Below are 19,077 nucleotides of genomic sequence, written 5' to 3'. Positions count from 1 at the left end.
TCGTCTTCAACAGGGAGATAAAGGAAAGAATAGTATAAGTTACAGCTTTTGTAATGAATAGTCATTAGCAAATTGAAGGGCTAACTACTTCTTTTGCGATAGCTTATAATAGCCCATGTGTTCAGTACAATAGCAAACCCGAAAACAGTAATTATATGCCTGGTGATATCAGAAAGATCACTCCCTTTTAATACGACAAGGCGCATAACTTCAATAAAATAGGTCACAGGGTTGAAGCGGGTAAACCACTGAGCCCAAATGGGCATACTTTCTATGGGAGTATATAGACCTCCCAACAAGATGAATACCATGAACAAAAAGAAAGTGATCAGCATGGCCTGTTGTTGAGAAGATGCAAAACTGGATATGAGTAAGCCAAAACCCAGCACAGCCAGCAGGTACACTGCCGCAAAAACATAAATAGTGAAAAGGCTGCCAACGGGCACTATGCCATAAAGCAACCAGGCGATGAACAATCCTATGGATAATATGATAATACCTAAAAACCAGAATGGTATCAGCTTACCCAAAATGAAATGGTATTTCTTTATGGGCGTTACATTGATCTGCTCTATAGTCCCTACTTCCTTTTCCTTTACAATGTTGAGACAGGTAAGGAAGGAGCCGACAATAGTTACCAGCATCACCAGGATACCCGGTACCATGAAGAACTTGTAGTTCAAGAGGGGATTGTACCAATTGGAAGGCCTGATGTCTATATTAACTTCAGGATTGAAGCGGGGCAGCTGAATCCATTTGCTGCGAACTTCATTATTAAAATCATGAATGATCGATTGCAGGTAAGAGGCTCCCAGTCCTGCTTTAACTCCATTGATGGCATCAATGGATAAAAGCAGCGTAGCTTCATTTTCCCTCACCAGGTCTTTTTCAAAGTGAGCCGGTATTTCCAGGATGATATCAGCCCTGTTCTTTTCAATATCCACCAGGGCTTCTTTATAGGAACTGGTGTACTGGTCCAGTAAAAAATAACCGGAAGATGTGATCTTTGAGATCATCTGCCTGGTGTAACTGCTATGGTCATGATCGATAACGGCCAGCTTTATATTCCGCACTTCATAATCAGCAGCCCAGGGTAGCAGCAATAATTGAAGTATGGGCACCACGAAGATCACGCGCAGGATGGCCGGGTTCCGGAAGATCTGCCGGAATTCTTTTTCCAGTAAAAAACGGAGTGTTCTCATGCCAGCCTTGTTTTAAAATTTTTCAGGCTTGCCAGCAAAAGCATGACTGCCATTCCACCCAGTATCACTGTTTCTTTCCAAACGGCAGATAGTGGCAACCCCTTGATCATAACTGCCCGTACCACCTGGTAAAACCAGCGGGCAGGGAAAATATTGGACGCTACCTGCAAAGCTTTTGGCATGTTTTCAATGGGGAATAAAAAACCACTGAGCATTATAGTGGGCAGTAATAAACCGGTAAGAGATATGAACATGGCCATCATTTGGGAATCCGTCGCTGTAGATATCAATAAACCAAAAGAAAGGCAGGTGATGGTGAACAAAATGCTTTCACTCATTAACAGCAACAGGCTTCCGCGAATGGGCACCTCAAGTACAAAATAACTCAGTAACAATATGCTGATGATATTGATTATGGATATAATAAGGTATGGAACGGCCTTGGCAACGATGACTTTAATGGGTGATACCGGCGATACCAGCAATACTTCCATGGTGCCTGTTTCTTTTTCCCTTACTACAGTTATGGCTGTCATCATGGTGCACACCAGCATCAGGATCATGGAAATGACACCGGGCACAAAGCTGTAAGTGCCTTTCTGCTGCGGATTATAGAGCATCCGCACCCTCGTTTGAATGGTATATGGATATTTCCTTTCCTGGTTATAGCGGTTTTGGAAATCCATAATGATGTTGCCGGCATAATTGGTGAGCGTGGTAGCCACGTTGGGATCTGAAGCATCTGCTATGATCTGTATTTGTGGATTGTGCACATGCTGTAACTGGCTTTCAAAGGAGGGAGGGAAAACCAGGATCAGCTTTGCCTTGCCTTTGTGAAATATGTCCTCAATTTCATTATAGCCATGAATTTCAGCAGCAAGGTCAAAATAACGACTGGTTTCCATTTCATTCGTGATCTCTCTTGTAGCGTTGTCTTTGGAAAAATCAAGCACCGCAAAGCGGGCGTTCTTGACCTCGGTAGTCAGTGCAAAGCCAAAGATCATGATCAGGGCTATGGGCATGCCTAGCAGTATGAGCAGGGTTTGCCTGTCTCGCAGGATATGGTGAAATTCCTTCCGTACAAATGATAAAAACTGTTTCATACTTGTTTATCCCATTTACGTTCAACCCCAATTGTTAGAACATGTTATGCTGTTTTTACTTCATCGCCATTTCTTTTTGCTTTGCGTGCCAGTTGCAGGAACACTTCATTCATGCTCGACGCATTATAGGTTTGTTTTAATGCAGATGGTGTGTCCAGTGCTTCTATTCTGCCATCCACCATAATGGTCACCCGGTTGCAATATTCTGCTTCGTCCATATAGTGGGTAGTTACAAATACGGTGATGCCTGTGGCTGCAGCCTCGTAAATAAGGTTCCAGAATTCACGACGGGTTACGGGGTCAACTCCACCCGTTGGCTCATCAAGGAATACAATACGTGGCTCGTGAAAAACAGCCACAGAGAAGGCCAGCTTTTGTTTCCATCCAGGTGGTAAGGAGCCTACCAGTTTATTTGCCTGGTCTTCCAGGTGCAGTTGATGCAGCAACCTGGCCGTTTTATCTTTAATGAAGGCATCGCTTTTTCCATAGATACCCGCATAAAACCGGATATTTTCTTTGATGGTCAGGTCCTCATAAAGGGAGAACTTCTGGCTCATATATCCTATGTTTCTTTTCAGGCCTTCCGTTTGTTTATACACATCAAATCCTGCAACAAAGGCCTTCCCCGAAGTGGGCATCGATAAGCCACAGAGCATGCGCATGGCAGTGGTCTTGCCTGCACCATTGGCACCGAGAAATCCAAAGATCTCACCCCTCTGTACCTCAAAGGAGATCGCATCTACTGCGGTAAAGTCACCAAAGCGTTTGGTCAGCTGCTCAACGTGTATGATAGATTGTTCATTCATGCCGGTATTGCATTAGTTGCATGAAACAATCCTCAATAGAAGGAGGGACAGTTTGAATGTAAATTTCTGTATGTCCCTTGCTTGCAAGGAATGATTCCATATTGACAAGTGAATAACCATCCTTCATAACTGCATGGTGGCTCTCTCCGAAAGAATACACATCTTCTATTTCTTTAAAGGAGCGCAGATCCTGTAACAATCGAAACATATCGGCTGACCTGACAGCAAGGATAGTTTTTTTGAAAGAATTCCTGATCTCACCGGGGGTGCCAGTGGTCATAAATCTTCCTTCCTGCATTAAGGTTACCCGGTCGCAAAGGGAGGCTTCGTCCATATAAGGCGTTGAAACCAAAATGGTGATCCCCTGGGCTTTTAGTTTACTGAGCATATCCCAGAACTCTTTTCTTGACACTGCATCCACCCCAGTTGTGGGCTCATCCAAAAACAATACGACGGGTTTGTGGATAAGGGCGCAACAAAGCGCCAGCTTTTGCTTCATACCCCCGGATAACTTTCCGGCCCTGCGTTTTTTAAAAGGTTCTATCTGCACATAGATATCCCTGACAAGATCATAGTTTTCGGCAAGGCTGGTTTTAAAAAGCGTGGCAAAGAATTCCAGGTTTTCTTCCACTGACAGGTCCTGGTACAAAGAAAACTTCCCCGGCATATAGCCCACCTTATTGCGAATAGCCTTATAGTCTTTTACAATGTCCGAACCATCAACCGTGGCAGTTCCTTTATCGGGAAGCAACAGGGTGGTCAGCATGCGAAATAGGCTGGTCTTACCTGCACCATCAGGACCAATGATGCCAAATAGTTCACCCCGCGACACTTCAAATGATACATTGCGGACAGCTTCAACAGAAGCTTTTCCGCTTTTATAGTGTTTGTGCAACCCATAGGCTTGTACAGCACTCATGGCGCCGGGGTTGGAAATTTTACCTCCCCATACATGCCAATTTTCAGGTAGCCGTCATTGGGCACCCTTATTTTCACCGCATATACCAGGTTGGCCCTTTCTTCTTTTGTCTGGATGGTCTTTGGAGTAAATTCTGCCTTGTCTGATATCGATGTTATGGTTCCCTTATACATGCGATAACCTCCTTTGCCATCGTCAATACCCACATTCACCTGCTGGTTGAGCCTTAGTTGTGAAAGCTGGCTCCCTGTTACATAGGCTCTTAGTGTCATTACAGAAAGGTCCGCTATCTTATATAAGGGCTTACCGGCCGTGGTTACCTCTCCCTGTTCGGCGTATTTGGTGAGCACTATGCCGTTGGTGGGGTTGGTGATCCTTGCCCTGGATAATTGTTCTTCCACCAGCGCCACCTGTTTCTCCAGGGGTGCTTTTTCACTTAGGATACCTCGGTTCTGCGTGGCTACATTGGAACGTTGCACGGATATCTGCTGGCGGGTCACTTCCATCTGCCGTTTGGTAACCTCTATTTGAGAATTGATATCATCCAGTTGCTTGCCGGTGGCGGCATCAGCTTTGACCAGGCGTTCTATCCTTTCTTTTTCATGTGCCAGGTTCTTTAATTGCGCCTGTTGAACCGCTAACTGGTTATTGAGCAATTGTACCTGCGGGACTACGGTTTGTGTTTTTTCTGAAAGGGAATGAATGGTGGCATTGACCTGGGCTTTTTGCAGCGACAGGGAACTGGAATCAATGGTACCCACCACTTGTCCCTGGGCCAGTGAATCGCCTTCATTTACTGAAAAATTCAGTAGCTGCCCGTTAACCAGTGATGACACCACCACTTCGTCGGCTTCAAAACTACCCGAGGCATCAAATTCCTTTTTGTTGGAATGACAGGAGAAAATGAAGGGAATCAGAGATAAAAAAACAATACGCTTCATAAAAGCCAGTTTATAATTTACCTGATATGATTAGATAGTTTACCTGTGCCTGCAGCCATTGTAATTCATGAAGGATCATTGCCTGGCGCGCACTATCTTCTGCATTCACCTGGATCAGGAAATCATTCGAGGTGATTACAGCATTTTCCAATTGGGCCTTTGCCGATTCTGTCACCTGGCGGCGGAGCTCTATGATCTCCTTATCTGTGGCCAGCAAAGCTGCATACTTATCTATATCTGCCTGCTGTTGCAGCAACTGCGACCTGGTATTCAATAAAAATGTCTGCTTTTGAAGGTCAATAGTTTGCTGGCTGATGACTGCCAGCTTTTTTTCCCTGCCCGCTGTATACAGGCCACCCAATGGCCAGTTTACCTTAAAGCCAGCTATGTAGAAGGGTTTAAATTCATTGGAAAGCAGGTTAAGCCCCGGCTTTCCATAGCCACCCTGGAAAAAAGCATTGGCCTTTGGCAGGTTCCTTGACCGGATCAGATTTCTTTGCCCCGCCACCAGGTCTGACTGGCTTTGAAACAATTGTAATTCAGGCCGCAGCAGCAAGGTATCAGCAACCCAGGTCCCGGGAGGTTTTTGCAGGTGAAAGTTTACTGGTAATGGCTGCCCGATGTAAATGGAAAGCATTTCCAGCAATCCTTTCCTGGCAGCAGTTATTTCCAGGTTCTTTTGCTTCACTTGCAGCCGTTCTGCCTGTAACACCAATAGGTTGGAGCGCAACATTGTTCCGTTCTGCACCTGGGGTTCCACTTTGGCTATGCCTGCCTGGATGTTTTTTGATACCAGCTCATTCTGTTTCAGTAGTTCTTCCTGCAATAACACATTAAAGTATAGCTGGTTGATCCTGGTCTTCAGTCCATATAACTCCACCTCTACTTTATTTTGCTCCACAGCCGTATTGAGTTGCTGTATCTCTTTTTGCGTTTTTACCATTCCACCGTCGTATACCAATTGTTCCACCCCGGCTACCACGCGGTATTGGTCCTTTCCCGGAGAAGGAATGCTGAATCCAGGGAAAGGCAGTGAAAGGCCTGTGACCTCTGATTGGTAGGTGGCCTGCCCATTGATGGTTGGCTGTGGCAAATAGGCGGTACTGATATTCCGGAGGTTAAGTTTTTCCGTTAATTGAACCAGTTCTTTTTGTCCCAGCAGGGGATAGTGACTTTGGGCCAATTGAATGGCCTGGGACAATGAAAGGCTATCCCTGTCCTGTGCATCCATCAACCGGGGCGCCAGGATAAACATCACCAATGGCACCATTTTCATTAACCAAGACAACCATTTTGCTATCAAAGGCATACCATCAGTTTTTAATAGATTCTATAATAAGTTGGGGCACCAGCTTTTTCCTTTCCTCCATCAATGCCCTGAAATTTTTAGCCTCCATACCTGTGATCAGTTGAATCATGGGGGAGGCGAGGAAGGGGAATATGCAGAGGGACAGGGTGTTCAATAACAATTGCAGCGGGTCTATATCTTTAATGATACCTGCTTTTTTCTCCTTTTCTATCTGCAGTAATAACTTTTCAACTGGCGGCCTGTACTGCCCAAAACTTTTTTCAGGAAGGCCTGGGGCTGCCGGTTTACTTCATTTAAGATAAAAATGGGAACATAGGGTGTTTTGATCTCCTGGCTTATATAGGTTTCGCAAAACTTTTCGATTTTAACGAAAAGCGGATCATCAGATTGGAAGATGGTAAATATCCTTGGAAGCATGGAGGAGGCTACTTCCAGGAAGATATGCTCAAACAGTTTGTCTTTACTACGGAAATAATAATGGAGTAAGGCCTTATTGATGCCTGCCTCATCGGCAATATCCTGCATCCTGGCCCCATCCATTCCCTTGTTCAGAAAGACTTTCCGGGCTGCTAACAGGATCTTTTCTTCGGTTGACTGGTCCCTGGTATTAACCATAAGATTTAACCAATTGGTTAACGAAGTTACTATTGAAAACCAAAACAATGAATCATTGCCTGAGTGTAATTGTTTCAAAAAGGATATTATTCTAATTTAACTATCTTTCCTATGCGTTAGAATGGCTGAAAACCATTGATAATACTGCCATTGAAGTTTAGTAATAGTGTAACGCATAAGGGACTTATTTTTACAAGCCAGGGAAGACCCCGGTTATAGCATTATGCTGGACGAAAAAATTCATATAGACCGTGAAAGTTACCGGCTCCTGGTACAAAGCGTAGAGGATTGTGCCATATTCATGATGGATGTTGATGGCCATATCATCAGCTGGAATAAGGGGGCTGAGCATATTAAAGGATATACTGCTGAGGAGGTGATAGGAAAACATATTTCACTGTTCTATACTTCTGAAGAAATTGAAAAGAATGAACCGGGTCGCAGTCTTGAACTTGCCAGGCAATTGGGCCAGTTTGAAATAGAGGGTTGGAGGGTAAGAAAGGATGGCTCCTTGTTCTGGGCCAATGTGGTTTTTACAGCCTTAAAGGATTCACAGGGAAAATTGGTGGGCTTTGGAAAGGTAACGAGAGATTCTACCCGCAGGCACAATGCGGAGGAAGAGATACAACGCCTCAATGCACAATTGGAGAACCGCCTGCAAAAAAGTCAATCTGAGACCTCCCTCTATAAATATGCTATTGACGAGTCTTCTATAGTAGCCATTACTGACCAAAAAGGTATTATAAGACATGTCAATGATAATTTTTGCAAGATCTCGAAATATACCCGAGAAGAATTATTAGGCCAGGATCACCAGATCATTAATTCCGGGTACCACCCTAAAGAATTCATTCGGGATCTATGGGTAACTATAGCCAATGGGGGCATCTGGAGGGGAGAGTTAAAGAACAAGGCTAAGGATGGAACATTCTATTGGGTTGACACCACCATCGTTCCTTTCCTGAATGAACAAGGAAAACCTTATCAATATTTGGCTATCAGGTCAGATATTACCCAACGCAAACTGGCAGAAGAGGAGATCTTACAGATCAACGAGGACCTGGAAAATAAGGTTACGGAAAGAACCCTTGAGCTGACCGAAGCATTAAAGAGAGAACAGGAATTAAGTGAAATGAAATCTCGTTTTGTTTCCCTGGCCTCTCATGAGTTTCGCACCCCTTTAAGCGCCATACTTTCCAGCATTTCACTGGTGGACCACTATAAATCTGCTGACCAGGAGGACAAGCGGAAAAAACATATCGACCGTATTAAGGCCTCTGTTCGTAATCTTACAGATATACTGGATGATTTTCTATCCCTGGATAAACTGGAACAGGGCAAGACTGAAGTGATTTGCCAGGATATCAGTATTCAGCCTTTCATCAAAGACATCGTGGAAGAAATGGAAGGCATGGTGAAGAAAAAAAGCCAAAGGATTCATGTTGACTTCAATGGCCCAGAAGAAGTGTACCAGGACAAAAAGATCTTACGCAACATATTGCTCAACCTGCTTTCCAACGCGGTCAAATACTCCCCTGAGAGCAAGGATATTTTTATAGCAGTAAATGAAAAAGGTGACCAGGCCATTTTTTCAGTCAGGGATGAGGGTATCGGTATTCCTGAAGAAGCGCAGAAAGAACTTTTCGGCAAATTCTTCAGGGCCAGTAATGCCTATGCCATACAGGGAACCGGCCTGGGTTTGAATATTGTAAAAAAATATGTTGAGCTTTTAGGTGGCGATATCTCATTTGTAAGTAAAGAAAACGAAGGTTCAACTTTTACAGTGGAGATCCCCAAAGTCAACGACTAATCTTTCTCCCATATGTGCTTTTTCTTCCCATAAAAGTATTCCTGCGATACGGAAGCTCCCAACAAATTCTTAAAAGCCCGTTTTACTGTCCATAGTTACATAAAAGGCTGATTAAACTCATTATTTTCTCCTCCCGCGAAAGTTAGTTTTGTTTCTGTGAATAATATTCTGATCATAGAGGATAACAGGGAGGTTAGAGAAAATACGGCGGAGTTACTGGAACTCAGTAATTACAAAGTTTTCACAGCTTCCAATGGTTATATAGGCTATGAGCTGGCCAAAAAGCACCAGCCTGACCTGATCCTTTGTGATATGATGATGCCTGAAACAGATGGAAATGCCTTTTTGCAATTGGCAAAGGAAGATGGTAATCTTGCCGGCATCCCACTAATATTTTTCACTGCGGGTACCCCCAGTCTTGAAATGCGAAACCGCATGGTAAAAGAAGGGCACCAGTTTTTATTCAAGCCATTTACCGAAGAAGCTTTATTGGGAACCATTCAAAGTGGCCTGCTCAAAAAGAATGGCCATTACAATTCAGTTAGCCTCTGATCCCTTCCCACAATATTATCCTGTTACTTTCATTGATCCCTACAATTCCATTTGATTGGTCAGTCTTTGCAGTTAAGGCAAAAAAATAGGGCTCAAGGTAGAAACCTTAGCCCGTTTATAATCCGTACCCTATGAAAACTGTTTAGAGTACAGCAATAATTGTGCTATACTCATTAAAACATCTTCTTTATTTATATTTTATTGTAAGGAAAGTAGATTTCAAACAATGTTCCCCTGTTAACCCTGCTTGTCGCCCTGATAAAACCATGGTGGTTTTCAATGATCTTTTTGCAGATGGTTAGCCCTATACCAGTGCTCTCATCACTGTGGGTGGTGTGTACCCGTTGAAACAGCTGGAAGATCTTCTCAGCATAGGTTTGCTCAAAGCCCAGCCCATTGTCCCTGAAAATGATCCTGTAGTATTGATTGGCCTTTGTAAAGCCCGGCTTTTTGATCTTTGTTTTATCGATCAGCGAACTTTCTATAGAGATGACTGGTGCAGTACCTGATTGTTTATATTTCAGGGAATTGAGAAAAAGATTCTCAAAGAGCTGTTTCAACTGGAAGGGAAGTCCCCTGATCACAGGCAAACCTTCAGCCTGAATACTGGCTTTATTTTCTTTTATTTCCTCGGCCAGGTTTTCTTCCACCTGCCTGATGATCGTGTTGAGGTCAACATCTTCAAAGTCCGCGGTGGGCCTGGTTGTGTGTGAATACAACAAGAGGTCATCCAGCAGGTTTTGCATTCGCTTTACTGAATGTTGAATCCTTTCAAAATAGGACCTGTGCTTTTCCGTTAGGCTTTCGCCAACCTCCTCGGCCACAAGGTTAGAATAGGTGGTAATTTTTCTTAAAGGTTCTTTCAGGTCATGGCTGGCTATGTAAGTAAATGAATCCAGTTCTTTGTTGTACAATTCCATTTCATGGTTCTTTTGCCTCAGTTTACCATTTACGATTCTCAGTTTTGCCAGTAATTTCCTGGTGCGCACCAATTGCTTCATAGTTCGGTCATAAAAGAATATGAGTATGCCCAATGCCGTTAGTATGAGTATGAACGCATAAAAAGGCGCCAGCAAACTGTGTTTTCTTTTAATGTGCTCTCTTTCTGATAATAGTTTTTTTTCAATATCCTGTACCGCTGTTATGTGTTGCCGGATATTGTCCATCGAACTGGCACTGGCCAGCAGGTGCATTTTCCTGGTGGCAGCACTGATGCCTTCCATACTGTATTGCTCTATTACCGTATTGAAATTGCGAAACCGGATCTTGACAAATGTTTCCAGGGCATCCAGGTTCTTTTGTTGTTCTGCATTATTGCGGGTGAGACTGTGTAATTCTTTTAAGAGGTATTCAGATCGTTCATTGGCTCCCTCCATTGGTTTTAAAAATCCCGAGTCTTTTGTCAGCAGGAAACCGCGCTGGGCTATTTCTGCATCTTTCAATGTAGAAAGTACCTGTTCCAGTTTTAAATTGACAACGGTGGCTTCATTGACCTGGTTATAGGAAGTCAGGAGATCTTTCACCTGTGCATATAAGATAAAGGAAAGTATAAGCAGGATGCAGGCTGTGGCAATAAAGATTAGCCTGGCTAACCGGGTGGACAGTTGCATGGTGGTGGTTTTCAATGAAAGAAATAGGTTGCCAGTACCGGTCTGCTGCTCTATTGCCGCTCACATGGGCCAGTTCGCTTTGACCTGATGAGCAAAAATTAAACCAATTAACCTGCTTGCAGGTAGGTTGGGAAGGTCTATTGAAAGCCGTTAAAATACAATGTATTGACTATTAACCAGGTGCATGAGCTTTGTATGGCCTGGATAGTTCGCAGTATTATAAGCCCAAAGCTCTGTGAATGGATGCGCTTTCTTTTTTGTAAATTACAGTATTGTGAAAGCGATCCTTTTACTGTTCTTTCTTTCCTTTCCTTTTGTGTTACCTGCGCAAAAAGTGGCCTCCATTACTATAGATGGAACCATCAACCCGGCTTCTGCCAGCTTTATTGAAAGAAGCATTCAAAAAGCCACGAAGGAAAATGCCCAGTGCCTGCTCATCCATTTGAATACCCCGGGAGGCTTATTGAAGTCTACAAGGGTCATTGTAGGTGCCATCCTGGATGCGCCGCTTCCAATAGTGGTCTATGTTTCACCCAGTGGTGCACATGCAGGGTCTGCAGGTGTTTTTATTACGCTGGCCGCACATGTAGCAGCCATGGCCCCGGGCACTAATATTGGGGCCGCCCACCCGGTGTCTGAAGGCCAGATGGATACTACCATGAATGAAAAGGTGACCAATGATGCTGCAGCCTTTGTACGCACCATTGCCGAAAAAAGATCCCGCAATATTGGCTGGGCAGAAGAAGCTGTTCGTAAAAGTGTTTCGCTTACCGGCAGTGAAGCCGTGCAGCAAAAAGTAGTGGACCTACTGGCTACTGATACGCGGCAACTGCTGGAACAGATTGATGGCCGCACCATCGAACTTTCAACTGGAACAGCCACCTTGCACACCCGCTCAGCCTCAGTCGAACAACTGGAGATGAGCTTTTCTGAAAAAGTATTGAATATCATCAGTGACCCGAACCTGGCCTACATGCTCCTTATGCTGGGATTCTATGGGTTGCTTTTTGAACTATATAATCCAGGTGCCATTTTTCCTGGTATAGCAGGTGTTTTAGGACTTGTATTAGGTCTGTATGCCCTGCATACATTACCAGTGAACTATGCCGGGCTGGCCCTGATCATCTTTGGTATCATTCTCTTCCTGCTCGAAATAAAGATCACCAGCCATGGCCTTTTAACGATCGGGGGCATTGTTTCCCTATTGCTTGGGTCTCTTATGCTGATACGCGACGATACTGCCTTTCCTTTACTTAAAATATCCACCACGGTTATCATATCCACCACCGCTATTACTGCCTTGTTCTTTTTATTTGTTGTAGGAGCCGGAATCAGGGCCCAGCGTTCGAAGCCGGTAACAGGTCTGGAAGGATTTATCGGGGAGACAGGTATTGTGCTGGAACCACTGGACCCGTTGGGTAATGTAAGGGTGCATGGAGAGATATGGCAGGCCCAGTCAATAGCGGGGCGCATTGAGCCTGGAGAAAAGATACGGGTGCTTTCCATGAAAAATTTCCGTCTCACGGTCGAACCTCTTCAAACCACTTAATGAAAGAATATGGAACAGTATCCGATTGTGCTCATTGTAATCATCGTCTTTGCGCTGATCATTTTAAGTAATGCCATTCGCATCCTTCGCGAATATGAGCGGGGGGTTGTGTTCAGGTTAGGTCGCCTGGCTGGCAAAAATGGGGTCAGGGGTCCCGGCCTGATACTCTTAATTCCTATCATTGATAAAATGGTGAAGGTGAGCCTGCGCACCGTGGTGCTGGATGTGCCGCCGCAGGATGTCATCACGCAGGATAACGTATCTATTAAAGTGAATGCCGTTGTTTACTTCCGGGTCATAGAACCACAGAAAGCCATAGTGCAGGTTGAGAATTTTCTCACTGCCACCTCGCAGATATCGCAAACCACGCTGCGAAGTGTGCTGGGTCAATCGGAGCTTGATGAGATCCTTTCCAAAAGGGATAAGATCAACCAGCAATTACAACAAATTATTGATGCACATACAGAGCCCTGGGGCATCAAGGTGTCGAATGTTGAATTGAAACAGATTGACCTGCCGCAGGAAATGCAACGTGCCATGGCCAGGCAGGCAGAAGCAGAAAGAGAAAGACGTTCCAAGGTCATTTCAGCAGAGGGTGAGTTCCAGGCATCTCAACGACTGGCAGATGCTGCCGAGATACTTGGCAGCCATCCCAGTGCACTAACATTGAGATACCTACAAACACTGGTTGAAATATCATCGGAGAATAACACTACCACTATTTTCCCTGTACCTATTGACCTGTTGCAGGCTTTTATTAAAGGCGGTAAAGTTGAAAAACTAACAAGCTGATTTGATCTAAGAATCAAGATGTAGTCAAATTATTAGAAAGGCATAGACGTTCCCTTTGCTAATTCTATTTCTTTAATAATATATGCAGAGGAGGTGACGTATTGACCATTTATGGTTACTAACCTCTGCTGTTACAGCATTTTGCCTTATTTCTCATTATAAATATTGCTTATAGAAATAAGTAAAAACCACTAGCGCTCTATATTCGTCCAGTAGAAATGACTCCCGTGTTAAAGGAGTAAGTAATTTGTGTCACTATCCTATTCCAGCCTATGAAAACTTCTTTTACAAAAAAGCGGCTTCTGTCCGCGGCTGCTATTGAAACAGCCTCTGAACAAATCATCATGCAAAATATGGGTCTCAGTGATGAAGAATACCAGGAGATAACCCAGGTATATGGTGTTAGTGCTACGAGGCTTCTTGAGCTCATGAAGTTGAGTAAGTATAGCTTTATCTTCCCTTCAAAAGCACCCGGTCAATGTGACTTCCGGTGGAAAAGCTGAAGGGATTTTTCCTTTAAAATAACACCATGGGATATGCGAAATAAGGCATGAAGGTTACAGTTCATTGATTTTAACCTGCCAGTCCTTTTTTGTAAGCCTCGAGTGCACGTTTTCTTGCCATTTCATGGTTCACTATCGGTTCAGGATAACCGAAACCATCCATTTCGGGCACCCATTGCCTGATATAGTTTCCATCCTTATCAAATTTCTTCGCCTGAGTCATAGGATTAAAGATCCTGAAGTAGGGTGCTGCATCGCATCCTGTTCCGGCCGCCCATTGCCAGTTGCCATTGTTGGATGACAATTCATAGTCCAGCAGTTTTTTGGCAAAATAAGCCTCACCCCATTGCCAGTCTATCAATAAATGTTTGCAGAGGAAGGATGCTGTCACCATGCGCACCCTGTTGTGCATGAAGCCTGTGGCATTCAGCTGGCGCATGCCGGCATCCACCAGCGGGTAGCCGGTTTTTCCTGCACACCATTTCTCAAATTCTGCCTCGTTATTTCTCCAAGGTATCCCGTTATAAGCTTCCCTGAAATTTTGATGCACTACGTGTGGGAAATGAAACAGGATCTGCATAAAGAATTCACGCCAGACCAGCTCACTAAGGAAGGTAGTATGCCGTGGTTTTAAACTGGCTACCAGTTGCCGGATACTTATGGTTCCAAATCTTAAATGCGGACCAATATGAGATGTAGAACGCGAAGGAAAATCCCTGTTGGAAGCATAATCATCCAAAACACTGGCATCAAAGGAAGGTACTTTTATGGCAGACTCACGGAAGCCAATATCCCTGAGCGATGGCATAGGAAAGTTTGCCTTATAAAACTTATCCCATTGAATAGGTTTGGAGTTTGATGAATGCTCAAGGGCCAGCATCCATTTATTTTTGTAAGGCGTAAATACTGTATAGGGCCTGCCATCTTCTTTTACAATTTCCCCTTCCTCAAAGATCACCTGGTCCTTATAACTATGAAATGCAATACCATTTTTACTGAGAAGTTTTTCAATGTCTGCATCCCTTTTCCTGGCATAGGGTTCATAGTCCTTATTGGTAAAAACCTGTTCTATTTCATATTCATTGATCAACTCTTTCCATACTGCCAACGGATCGCCTTTTTTACATAGCAGGGAACTTTCCCGTTCTTTTAATTGATGGTGTACCTGCTCGAGTGAGTGTACTATAAAACTTACACGGGCATCGTCTTCAGGCAACTCCTTCAATATATTTTCATCAAAAATAAATAAGGGTAGAACAGGCAGCCCCGAGGCCAATGCATGCATCAATGCTGTATTATCCTTCAGTCTCAGGTCTCTTCGTAACCATAGTATTGCCAGTTTCATCTGCTATAAAACAAATTTGTAGCAGTAAAGTTGGGTGAAAAGGGAGTATAGGTTAGAAATTTGAAGGTTTAAAAGTTGATAAGCTGAGATAGGTTAGTACAGGTTACCAGGGACCTTTGTTGATCATTTCTCATAGATCAATCTGAAACCCAGCTCTCTTGCCAGTTTGCCATAGTATTGCTTCACATCCTGTTCTACCAGGTACATCTTTTGGTATTGCTGGCAAAATTGAAAATAGAGCAGGTCGAGGAAGGTGCTGGGCATGAAATCAATGCTTTTTTCATAGCCTGAAACAGCCAGTGCGCCGGTTTTTTTCAGGAAACGGTTTAGCTGAGGCTTTTTTACTTTCAGTGTTTCACAGCTTCCAAAATGAATGATCTTATTTTGTGCCTTTTCCTCCAGCATTTCCGCTATGGTATCAATAGAGATACTGGCTCTTTTACCTACCTGTAATATCCCTTCATGGCCATGAAATGCCAGGTAAATAATACTATACCGCTCATATTTTCGGAAGAGGGATTCTTTTAGCAGGTTCTCAAATTCCGGCAGGGAAGAACATTGCCTGTGTATATGCAGAACATGTTTTTTGGAGTAAGAATTATGTTCCAGGAATTCCAGCCCTGTCTTGATACTTCTTTTATCGCGTAGGTCATGTGTCCAGTTGCCTTCAATGCAGTATATATTCTTGTGCTTTGCTTTGGCGATCTTCATAGGATATTCAGTAAAAATCAAAAATAAAAATCCTTAGGTATTGTGAAAGGTAAAAATAGGAGCTGTTACAGGATCAGTTCTTCTGCAGCTTCACCGGTGTGCAGGTTTTTTAGTCTTCCAGGTCAATATCAATAGCATTTACATTCAGGAGTTCCTGTTTCACCTGGGCCACTTTTTTCAACGCTTCTATTAACAGGTCCACATTCCTGTCGCCGGTTTCTTCAAACATGGCCACTTCCAGGTTGATCACTTCACCAACATCGTGAAGTTTTGAAAGATCATCATAGGGACCTTTAAAACCAACATTTACCATTGCGGTAAACAATTCTATCTCTACTCTATGTAAGGTGCGCACTGCTTCTTCCAGCGCAAAACGGTAGTCATCCATGGGCATGGATGTAAAATAAGGATTTACTCAGCGCATCCGGCTTCTATGCCAATGAATTTCTATTGTGCAGTGAAAATATTGTAGCTAAGTACTGATCGTTTCCATACAACCAGGTTGCTGTATAATAAAAAGCCAGGTAGTTTGGCCTGGCTATATGTTTTCCCCCGGGACCCTTGAGATCTATCAATTATTTGGATCCACTAACCTGAGTAGTGGAAGTCCTCAATTAGCTGCTGCCTCAGACATAGCCATATTACTGTTGGTACTATGCAATAGCTGTTTGGTAAAGGCATCTACTTCGTCGAAGCGGGCGTAATTCACCTTGTAATAGATAAACTTTCCTTCCCTGTCAGTGTTCAGGAAACCAGCTTTGCGAAGGATGGCCAGGTGTTGGGAGGCAACTGATTGTTCCAGGCGCAGCTTTACATAAATCTCAGTTACTGTGATTCTTCCGGCACTATGGATCAATTGCACGATCTGTTGCCTTAGCTTATGGTTGATCGCCCTCAGCACCATAGCAGCTTTTTTTACCTCGATCACATTAATGTTTAAGTTGTTCTCGTTGGATTGCATATTTGATGTTTAATTAATGATTGGTATATCAAACTTAACATGTTATACTTGCCTTGCATGTGACAAATGTCACAGTAACGGTAAAATATATACGATTTTTAAATCAATTCCAATCTTGTTTAACAGTTGAACAATAAATCAGTTTAATAATGAAACAAGAGTTTAGCAGGATAGCTGTATTGTATTATTCATAATATTTTGACACATAAGTAAATAACCTGCTTCAAGGTATCATTTTACCGTATCATGGATACATTCATTGATCATAGTCAATAAATTTATATAAACATATAATTCCTTAAAATAACAGTTATACAAAGGGTTAAGTTGAATAATATTTCACCAATCAACTGGCAGGGCTGTATTTAAAAATTAAGCAATCTTCCAAATCCTGCTCTTGATTCCCGGTTTAATTACTGGTATTTTATCACAATATTTCAGACTTGCAATTCAACCTCCATTTAAAATCATTCATGCAAGCTTTCTGCCAGTTAAGGAATAGTTGGCTTTTACATGAGTGTATGTCTTAGTAAACTTTGTATATGCAATGCAAGATTTTTGATCATTAAAACCTTCTACCATGATACGTGAACTGATAGCTGCTGAAGAAGCGATAAAAATGACCATCGATAGATTGGCAAGGGCCTGGAATGTACATGATCCCAGGTCATATTCTTTAACATTTGCCGAAGATGCTGATTTCACCAATGTATTTGGACAGAGTTTTCATGGAAGGCAGGCTATAGAGGCCCAACATGCGCCCATATTCCTTACCATGTTCAAGTCCAGCCATCTCAGTACGGAGCGACCTGTAGTGCGCCTGATCAACAAGGATCTTGCTGCTGTTGATGTGACATGGTATATGAAAGGGGCTACCGATCCGGTAGGAAATGCCTGGCCTGACAGGAAGGGACTGATGAATTTGATCATGCGGAATGAGGGAGGACACTGGTTGATCCTGATTATGCATAATATGGACCTGCCTGCTTTTACATTAAATTGAGGCATGAGTATTGAAAATGATCATGCGAAACCAAACCAGATTATTTAAATTACTTAGTACAATTCTTAATAATCCATCACTGAATTATTTCTCTGCCAGTCAATGCAAAGCTCCCTAAGCCTTGTTAACTTCTCACCTCCCATTCCTTTCCTCAGAAATAAAGCGTAAATTTGAGGCATACTTTGAGTTTTTAGCAGTTTTGTTATCTCTTTCCCGATGTTTTGAAACCCTTCACAACTTTGCTATCTCAGACGGAATTAAAACATTTATGGTTATATATATTTCCAATTTAGGAAAAAAAGTTACGGCTGATTCTTTAGAACTGCTTTTTGCTACACACGGAATTGTTTCTTCTACTACATTGTTAACCAGCAATTTAAGTGGTGGACCTAACGGTGAAGCGCTTGTTGAGATGACTGATGGTCACGAAGCTCAACATGCTATTTATAAATTAAATGGCAGCATTATTGACGGCCATATTATGGCTGTAACCACTATGAATCCAGCTACCTGGGTTGATAGGATAAAAAATAAATTAGGCAATTATGAATATTGAAGAAATCGAAAAATTCCTGGCTAAAAAAACCACGGAACCGAACAACTATGTTAAGATCACTTTCAAAAAAAGGGATGCTATCTATGGTTTGTTTATAAAGGACAGGGATTACAGCGACCTGAAGTCAAAGAACTTCTGGCGGATTGTTACCCGTACACATTTCGATGCTTATAATCAAACAAAGAATGTTGGCCTCGCCAAGATTTTCTGTGGTACTGAGTTTCAAAGACTCACGCCTCATGCTGAAGCATTTGAGGAATAAGCATTATTCATAAGAAATAATATAACTATGTATACAATGACCTGGGGCAAGTATTTGCCCGTTATTAAGATCCTTTTGAAAAAATCATTATCTGCTGAGCAAAGCCTGGCTATGAACAGCATCGATTTTCAAAAAGGCAATGTGGCCAAAAAAACGGGCTACTCTTTTTCTTTCGACACTATTGGCGGTCGTATCAGGAACAGCACCAAGAACAATGTTCCTGCAAAAGACCTGGCCGATACCTTATTGCTGGATAGTACAGTAAAAGAATTATTGTCCCGCGAGGATTTTCATTTCAGCATGGATTCCAAATTCAACCTGTCGATCAAAAATCTGCCAAAAGAAGTGGAAGTTCCCGCTGAACTTATCGAAGCCACCGAGCAGTAGTTTCATTTCTACTCAACATTTTAAGGAAGTCCGGTGGTCTTCCTTTTTTTGTTGACTGGCGTGGATTACAGGCTGAAAAATTGAAAGTTTGACAAGGACATTATAGACAATTTTGCCTCTTTCAATTACATAACCATACAT

The 19,077-nt window shown here is 42.9% G+C and carries 21 protein-coding genes; 9 read left to right on the top strand and 12 right to left on the bottom strand.

Annotated features, from left to right (window positions below; genetic code table 11):
* Positions 1 to 80: 80 nt before the first annotated feature.
* The 7 genes from BP74_RS14595 to BP74_RS14565 form a co-directional block, all read right to left on the bottom strand.
* Positions 81 to 1,202, bottom strand: coding sequence for an ABC transporter permease (locus BP74_RS14595; RefSeq protein ID WP_496375088.1), 1,122 nt, complete (start codon positions 1,200 to 1,202; stop codon positions 81 to 83).
* Positions 1,199 to 2,305 carry an ABC transporter permease gene (locus BP74_RS14590; protein WP_496375087.1) on the bottom strand — a complete coding sequence of 369 codons (1,107 nt, stop codon included), beginning with the start codon at positions 2,303 to 2,305 and terminating at the stop codon, positions 1,199 to 1,201. The genes BP74_RS14595 and BP74_RS14590 overlap by 4 nt, the downstream gene beginning before the upstream one ends.
* A gap of 44 nt (positions 2,306 to 2,349) precedes the next feature.
* Positions 2,350 to 3,111: an ABC transporter ATP-binding protein gene (locus tag BP74_RS14585; protein ID WP_072834897.1), complete on the bottom strand. Its 762-nt coding sequence runs from the start codon at positions 3,109 to 3,111 to the stop codon at positions 2,350 to 2,352.
* Positions 3,104 to 4,030: an ABC transporter ATP-binding protein gene (locus BP74_RS14580; protein WP_496375086.1), complete on the bottom strand. Its 927-nt coding sequence runs from the start codon at positions 4,028 to 4,030 to the stop codon at positions 3,104 to 3,106. The genes BP74_RS14585 and BP74_RS14580 overlap by 8 nt, the downstream gene beginning before the upstream one ends.
* Positions 4,027 to 4,971 carry an HlyD family secretion protein gene (locus BP74_RS14575; protein WP_496375085.1) on the bottom strand — a complete coding sequence of 315 codons (945 nt, stop codon included), beginning with the start codon at positions 4,969 to 4,971 and terminating at the stop codon, positions 4,027 to 4,029. Before BP74_RS14575 ends, BP74_RS14580 begins: the two co-directional genes overlap by 4 nt.
* Positions 4,972 to 4,981: 10 nt before the next feature.
* A complete protein-coding gene (locus BP74_RS14570; protein ID WP_496375084.1) occupies positions 4,982 to 6,280 on the bottom strand; it encodes a TolC family protein in 1,299 nt (432 codons plus the stop codon).
* Positions 6,281 to 6,487: 207 nt separating this feature from the next.
* Complete coding sequence (locus tag BP74_RS14565) at positions 6,488 to 6,973, bottom strand: TetR/AcrR family transcriptional regulator (RefSeq protein ID WP_496375083.1); 486 nt, start codon at positions 6,971 to 6,973, stop codon at positions 6,488 to 6,490.
* A 145-nt stretch (positions 6,974 to 7,118) separates the two neighbouring features.
* Here BP74_RS14565 and BP74_RS14560 point away from each other — a divergent pair, with 145 nt between their 5' ends.
* Positions 7,119 to 8,705 (top strand): sensor histidine kinase, encoded by a 1,587-nt coding sequence (locus BP74_RS14560; protein WP_496375082.1) that lies wholly within the window; start codon positions 7,119 to 7,121, stop codon positions 8,703 to 8,705.
* 156 nt (positions 8,706 to 8,861) lie between these two features.
* Positions 8,862 to 9,257 (top strand): response regulator, encoded by a 396-nt coding sequence (locus BP74_RS14555; RefSeq protein WP_496375081.1) that lies wholly within the window; start codon positions 8,862 to 8,864, stop codon positions 9,255 to 9,257.
* A gap of 191 nt (positions 9,258 to 9,448) precedes the next feature.
* On the opposite strand, the gene BP74_RS14550 is transcribed toward BP74_RS14555, so the two are convergent.
* On the bottom strand, positions 9,449 to 10,867 hold the full coding sequence (locus BP74_RS14550) for a sensor histidine kinase (protein ID WP_496375080.1): 1,419 nt from the start codon (positions 10,865 to 10,867) through the stop codon (positions 9,449 to 9,451).
* A 274-nt stretch (positions 10,868 to 11,141) separates the two neighbouring features.
* Here BP74_RS14550 and BP74_RS14545 point away from each other — a divergent pair, with 274 nt between their 5' ends.
* The 3 genes from BP74_RS14545 to BP74_RS14535 all read left to right on the top strand — a co-directional run bounded on the left by BP74_RS14545 (position 11,142) and on the right by BP74_RS14535 (position 13,711).
* Positions 11,142 to 12,416 (top strand): NfeD family protein, encoded by a 1,275-nt coding sequence (locus tag BP74_RS14545; RefSeq protein ID WP_496375079.1) that lies wholly within the window; start codon positions 11,142 to 11,144, stop codon positions 12,414 to 12,416.
* Positions 12,417 to 12,425: 9 nt separating this feature from the next.
* Positions 12,426 to 13,208, top strand: a complete 783-nt coding sequence (locus tag BP74_RS14540) for a slipin family protein (protein ID WP_496375078.1) — start codon at positions 12,426 to 12,428, stop codon at positions 13,206 to 13,208.
* Positions 13,209 to 13,480: 272 nt separating this feature from the next.
* Positions 13,481 to 13,711 (top strand): hypothetical protein, encoded by a 231-nt coding sequence (locus BP74_RS14535; RefSeq protein WP_496375077.1) that lies wholly within the window; start codon positions 13,481 to 13,483, stop codon positions 13,709 to 13,711.
* Between the two features lie 70 nt (positions 13,712 to 13,781).
* Here the strand turns inward: BP74_RS14535 and BP74_RS14530 are convergent, their stop codons facing one another.
* The 4 genes from BP74_RS14530 to BP74_RS14515 all read right to left on the bottom strand — a co-directional run bounded on the left by BP74_RS14530 (position 13,782) and on the right by BP74_RS14515 (position 16,728).
* Positions 13,782 to 15,056 (bottom strand): cryptochrome/photolyase family protein, encoded by a 1,275-nt coding sequence (locus BP74_RS14530; protein WP_496375076.1) that lies wholly within the window; start codon positions 15,054 to 15,056, stop codon positions 13,782 to 13,784.
* A 123-nt stretch (positions 15,057 to 15,179) separates the two neighbouring features.
* Positions 15,180 to 15,767 carry a DUF6642 family protein gene (locus BP74_RS14525; RefSeq protein ID WP_496375075.1) on the bottom strand — a complete coding sequence of 196 codons (588 nt, stop codon included), beginning with the start codon at positions 15,765 to 15,767 and terminating at the stop codon, positions 15,180 to 15,182.
* A 109-nt stretch (positions 15,768 to 15,876) separates the two neighbouring features.
* Positions 15,877 to 16,155, bottom strand: coding sequence for a hypothetical protein (locus tag BP74_RS14520; RefSeq protein ID WP_496375074.1), 279 nt, complete (start codon positions 16,153 to 16,155; stop codon positions 15,877 to 15,879).
* 222 nt (positions 16,156 to 16,377) lie between these two features.
* Entirely contained in the window at positions 16,378 to 16,728 is a 351-nt protein-coding gene (locus BP74_RS14515; RefSeq protein WP_496375073.1) for an ArsR/SmtB family transcription factor, read from the bottom strand.
* A 580-nt stretch (positions 16,729 to 17,308) separates the two neighbouring features.
* Here BP74_RS14515 and BP74_RS14510 point away from each other — a divergent pair.
* From BP74_RS14510 to BP74_RS14495, 4 genes are all read left to right on the top strand, one after another.
* On the top strand, positions 17,309 to 17,731 hold the full coding sequence (locus BP74_RS14510) for an SgcJ/EcaC family oxidoreductase (protein ID WP_496375072.1): 423 nt from the start codon (positions 17,309 to 17,311) through the stop codon (positions 17,729 to 17,731).
* A gap of 121 nt (positions 17,732 to 17,852) precedes the next feature.
* Positions 17,853 to 18,287 carry a hypothetical protein gene (locus tag BP74_RS14505; protein ID WP_496375071.1) on the top strand — a complete coding sequence of 145 codons (435 nt, stop codon included), beginning with the start codon at positions 17,853 to 17,855 and terminating at the stop codon, positions 18,285 to 18,287.
* Complete coding sequence (locus BP74_RS14500) at positions 18,277 to 18,549, top strand: short-chain dehydrogenase (protein ID WP_496375070.1); 273 nt, start codon at positions 18,277 to 18,279, stop codon at positions 18,547 to 18,549. The genes BP74_RS14505 and BP74_RS14500 overlap by 11 nt, the downstream gene beginning before the upstream one ends.
* Before the next feature lie 27 nt (positions 18,550 to 18,576).
* On the top strand, positions 18,577 to 18,936 hold the full coding sequence (locus BP74_RS14495; protein ID WP_496375069.1) for a hypothetical protein: 360 nt from the start codon (positions 18,577 to 18,579) through the stop codon (positions 18,934 to 18,936).
* Positions 18,937 to 19,077 lie beyond the last annotated feature (141 nt).

Source organism: Flavisolibacter ginsengiterrae DSM 18136 (genome assembly GCF_059568575.1).
This window is presented reverse-complemented; position numbering and strand designations above follow the sequence as displayed.

What these genes read in the sequence shown, in the direction of transcription:
- BP74_RS14535 (WP_496375077.1), top strand. Translation starts at nt 13,481, where the DNA reads ATGAAAACTTCTTTTACAAAAAAGCGGCTTCTGTCCGCGGCTGCTATT.
- BP74_RS14500 (WP_496375070.1), top strand. Translation starts at nt 18,277, where the DNA reads ATGAATATTGAAGAAATCGAAAAATTCCTGGCTAAAAAAACCACGGAA.
- BP74_RS14510 (WP_496375072.1), top strand. Translation starts at nt 17,309, where the DNA reads ATGATACGTGAACTGATAGCTGCTGAAGAAGCGATAAAAATGACCATC.
- BP74_RS14495 (WP_496375069.1), top strand. Translation starts at nt 18,577, where the DNA reads ATGTATACAATGACCTGGGGCAAGTATTTGCCCGTTATTAAGATCCTT.
- BP74_RS14560 (WP_496375082.1), top strand. Translation starts at nt 7,119, where the DNA reads ATGCTGGACGAAAAAATTCATATAGACCGTGAAAGTTACCGGCTCCTG.
- BP74_RS14580 (WP_496375086.1), bottom strand. Translation starts at nt 4,030, where the DNA reads ATGAGTGCTGTACAAGCCTATGGGTTGCACAAACACTATAAAAGCGGA.
- BP74_RS14550 (WP_496375080.1), bottom strand. Translation starts at nt 10,867, where the DNA reads ATGCAACTGTCCACCCGGTTAGCCAGGCTAATCTTTATTGCCACAGCC.
- BP74_RS14575 (WP_496375085.1), bottom strand. Translation starts at nt 4,971, where the DNA reads ATGAAGCGTATTGTTTTTTTATCTCTGATTCCCTTCATTTTCTCCTGT.
- BP74_RS14595 (WP_496375088.1), bottom strand. Translation starts at nt 1,202, where the DNA reads ATGAGAACACTCCGTTTTTTACTGGAAAAAGAATTCCGGCAGATCTTC.
- BP74_RS14525 (WP_496375075.1), bottom strand. Translation starts at nt 15,767, where the DNA reads ATGAAGATCGCCAAAGCAAAGCACAAGAATATATACTGCATTGAAGGC.
- BP74_RS14585 (WP_072834897.1), bottom strand. Translation starts at nt 3,111, where the DNA reads ATGAATGAACAATCTATCATACACGTTGAGCAGCTGACCAAACGCTTT.
- BP74_RS14530 (WP_496375076.1), bottom strand. Translation starts at nt 15,056, where the DNA reads ATGAAACTGGCAATACTATGGTTACGAAGAGACCTGAGACTGAAGGAT.
- BP74_RS14590 (WP_496375087.1), bottom strand. Translation starts at nt 2,305, where the DNA reads ATGAAACAGTTTTTATCATTTGTACGGAAGGAATTTCACCATATCCTG.
- BP74_RS14515 (WP_496375073.1), bottom strand. Translation starts at nt 16,728, where the DNA reads ATGCAATCCAACGAGAACAACTTAAACATTAATGTGATCGAGGTAAAA.
- BP74_RS14570 (WP_496375084.1), bottom strand. Translation starts at nt 6,280, where the DNA reads ATGCCTTTGATAGCAAAATGGTTGTCTTGGTTAATGAAAATGGTGCCA.
- BP74_RS14540 (WP_496375078.1), top strand. Translation starts at nt 12,426, where the DNA reads ATGGAACAGTATCCGATTGTGCTCATTGTAATCATCGTCTTTGCGCTG.
- BP74_RS14520 (WP_496375074.1), bottom strand. Translation starts at nt 16,155, where the DNA reads ATGGATGACTACCGTTTTGCGCTGGAAGAAGCAGTGCGCACCTTACAT.